General features: G+C 66.0%; 1 protein-coding gene and 1 pseudogene. Both read right to left on the reverse strand.

Going from position 1 to position 3,619, the window contains the following annotated elements; all coding sequences use genetic code 11:
- Nucleotides 1-372 (reverse strand): annotated as a pseudogene (locus ACR2JI_RS16505) (DNA-directed RNA polymerase subunit beta); the annotation flags it as partial.
- A 370-nt stretch (nt 373-742) separates the two neighbouring features.
- On the reverse strand, nt 743-3,619 hold a 2,877-nt coding region (locus ACR2JI_RS16510; protein ID WP_526391900.1), incomplete at its 5' end, for a lipocalin family protein.

The following is a 3,619-nucleotide window of genomic DNA, read 5'->3' on the forward strand; positions in this document are numbered from 1 at the left end:
GATGAACTCGGCCGTGACGAACAGCGGGGCCGCGTACGTCATGTCCTTGTCTTTGCACTCGTCGACCGGCGCCTTGACCTCGTCGAAGCGCGGGTCGGAGAAGCTCAGCGACATCGAGCCGGAGAAGTCCTCGATCGGGGACAGCTCAGCGAGCACCTCTTCGAGGCCGCCCACCGGGTTGGGGTCACCCGCCGCGGCCGCCTTCTGCCGCCATACCGGGTCACCGATCAGCCATTTGAACGAGTCGGTCTGCACGTCGAGCAGACCGGGGACTTCGAGTGGCTCACGCAGCTTGGCGAATGACACTCGGGCCGGCGCTCCCGGAACCGGGTTAGAAGAGGTAGTGGTCTTGCTCTGGCTAGAGACTGCCAAGATGCGTCCTTCCAGCACCAATGCGGACTACTCAGTTACCGGCCGCGCCGGACCTTTCGCCGCTAATCTGCGAGGTTTGGCTGGCGTTCACCTGTCCGGACCAACCGGAGCACACAACACGTAAATGGTCACTGAGCTGGGACGATATGGCTCAGACCAGGACCACGGTGTCAAGGTGCGGGTGAGGCAGGCAGGGGGAAGCCAGCGCAACGATCGACGATACCGCAGAAAGGCGACAACCTCAAATAGAGCATGACCGGCCTCGGCGGCTGAGCTGCCGTGCGCGCATGCTGCACAACAGATTGAACCGTTTGCGTCTTTCCGTCAAGCGTTTTGGCCGTGTTTGTTGTGGATAAATTCCCGGCCCGGTCTAGCTGGTGGACGATGTCGGGAACTGCAGGGTCCGGGTGATGACGCGATTCACACCCAACTGGTAGGCCCGGGCCACCAGCGCGTTGTACTCCGCATCGGTGATCTCCTGGTCGCGGGTCAGAATGTAGCCGGCGGTTCCGTTGGGGTCGCCGACGATCGCCCAGCTGTAATCAGGCGCGTAATCCAGGATCCAGTAGTTACCCGGCTCGTCGGTGTTGTTGGGCTGGCCGAAGAAGAAACCGACGTTCAGGCGGGTGTTCGTGGGTGAGTTGACCACCAGTGCAGCGCCGGTGATGGTCGACGACGGGCCGTTGGGACCGAAGTAGTTGCCCGCGTTCTCGACCTTGACCGAACCGTCCGCCTGAGGCGTGTAGGTCGCCGTGGTGTTGACCAGGCCGAGCGAGAAGAACATCTTGACGCTGCCCTGCTCATACCACTTGCCCGCGTACTGGTTGATGTCGACCGGCGGCGGCGCCGGCAGTGTGGTCGCCCCGGCCTCACCCATGACGATGGCTTGGTTGGGCACGTAGGTGCCGTCGTTGGGGTTGCCATAGATGCCGTAGACCGGGTCGGTCGGCCCTGTCCCGTTGTAGAGGTCGTTGATCCAGCCGGTGGCGTAGGTGCGCACCGCGGCTTTGCCCCCGGGCGGGGACGGCTTGACGATCAGGTCACTGCCGATTTCGCCCAGCCACCCCCATAGCGAGTCGCCGCCGATGACGTCGGTATGCGAGCCGTTGTCGATCTGCACCCCGAAGAACTGGTCCGGGTACTTGGCCAACATCGCCTCGGTGGCCACGCCCCAGGCGTTCCAACGTTGCGGCGGGGCGGCGATCTGATAGTCCGGGATTCCTGCGTCGATGAGCACCTGCAGCTGATCGGTGAAAGTCGGTGGGCGGGAGACGCCGTCGAACATCACCACACCCAGCAGATCGCCGGAGGAGCCGTTTGCGACGGTGCCCGCGGCGGCTGTCGTGGCGAACCGGCCGCCGGCGGAATGCCCGGTGAGGATGAACGTCTGCGGCAGCATGCCGTCGTAGCCGGCCTGGTTGGCGCTGATGTTCAGGGCGCCCCGGTCTCCCACGAACATCTCGGCGGCGGCCACGCCGGAGAACGCGGGATCAAACCAGAAGATGTTGGGCGCCACCACGATGCTGTTGGTTTCCTGGGCCAATGCCTGCGCCATATCCGCGTACCAGGTGTTGAAGCCGAGGAAGCCGTGCTGCAGCCAGATGATGCCGTTGGCCTGGACGGAGCCGTCGGCCTGGGTCGGGAAGTACCAGTCGGCGGGTGCGCTGTACCCGTTGACCCCGGAGGGGATGAGCAACGCAGCCGACCCCGTCCGCACGCCGGTCACGCCATTGGACAGCGGCGGTGTCACATAGCCGGTCACGCCGTTGGTCCCGGTGTTGACCGGCGGAACCGGAGTTAGGCCCAAAAGCGAGCCGACGGCGTCGATCGCGTTCTTGAGCAGTGTGTCCAGCGGCGACAGGTTGTTGGCGAAGTAGTTGGGCAGGCTCACCGCGGCGGCGTTGCCCATGATGATCTGACCTTGGGCCGCGGAGTAGAAACCGTACTGCGGTGCATCCGGGGTGGCCCCGACGTAGAGATCGTTGATCCAGCCGGTGCTCAGGTTGTACACGGCCGCGGTGTTGCCGGCCGGCGAGAACGTGGTCACCAGCTGCGAGACGAAGTCGATTATCGGGTTGGTGCCGAGCATCGAGTCGACGTGCGAGCCGCCCACCAGTACGGCACCGTCGAACTGGCCGGGCCGGTCGGCCAGCAACTGGTTCGTGGTCGCTCCGAAGAGGTTAAAGGCTTGCGCGGGGGCGGCGATTTGATACACCGGCGTGGCGGAAGTGTCCAAGACCGCCAGCTGCTGGGTGAAGGAGCCGTCGAAGACGCCATTGGAAACGCCGTCGAACATCACCACGCCCAACAGCTCGGCATCCTGTGCGGCATCGCCCGCGTTGATGTAATCAGAGGCTGTCGCGGTGGCGAACCCGCCGCCGGCGGAGTGCCCGGACAGCACGAACGCGCCCAACAGTTCGCTGACGCTGCCGGTGTATCCGGCGTCTTGAGCACTGGTGACCAGGGCCGTGCGGTTGGGGTCGAGGAAGACATCGGCGACGGCCTGCTGAGAGGTGCTGCAGATCAGGCAGCCTCCCGAGAAAGTGAACGGAATCGACGACAGCGTGGGGGCCACCACGATGCTGTTGGTCTTCTGCGCCAACTCGAGGGCCAGCGCCGAGTAGAACGTGTTCATGGCACCGAAGCCGTGCTGCAGCCAGATCACGCCCTGGGCGTCAACCGAGCCGTCGGCCTGGGTGGGGAAGTACCAGTCGGCTGCGACCGTGTTTCCGATGAACGCGCCCGGGATCGCCAGGCGCGAGTGGCCCACCTGCACGCCGGTGACGCCGTTGGAGGCTCCGGGCAGCAGCGGGTCTGCCGCAGCGGCAGCGAACAGCGTGGGCTCCGGCGGATCGCCCGCGACGACCGGCGTGCCGACGACCGCCGCGGCCGAGCGCGCCCTGCGCTGAGCGGTCAGGGACGCTGCAGCGGGCAGAGCCGCGACCGGGTCGCCAATCGGACCCCAGCCGACGGCAGACATCACGCCGAGAAGGGCGTCCTGAACCGCTGCCGGGGACGGAGCGGCGGTGGCGGCTGCCGGCAGCTGCTGCGCCGACACGACGCTCTCGACGAGTCCGTTGTCCGCGGCGCTGACCACCGTCAGGCGAGTCGTGGTGCTCTCCGGGCCAACCGGAAGGCCGGCCTGCGGAACCGTTGCTGCTTGGACGGCGACCTGAATCTGTACAGCGGGGGCGCTGCCCGAAACGGCGATGGAGTTCTTCGACCGGGAACCGGGCGCCACAGACGC

The organism is Mycobacterium sp. (assembly GCF_051006775.1).
In the GTDB taxonomy this organism is placed as follows: Bacteria; Actinomycetota; Actinomycetes; order Mycobacteriales; family Mycobacteriaceae; genus Mycobacterium.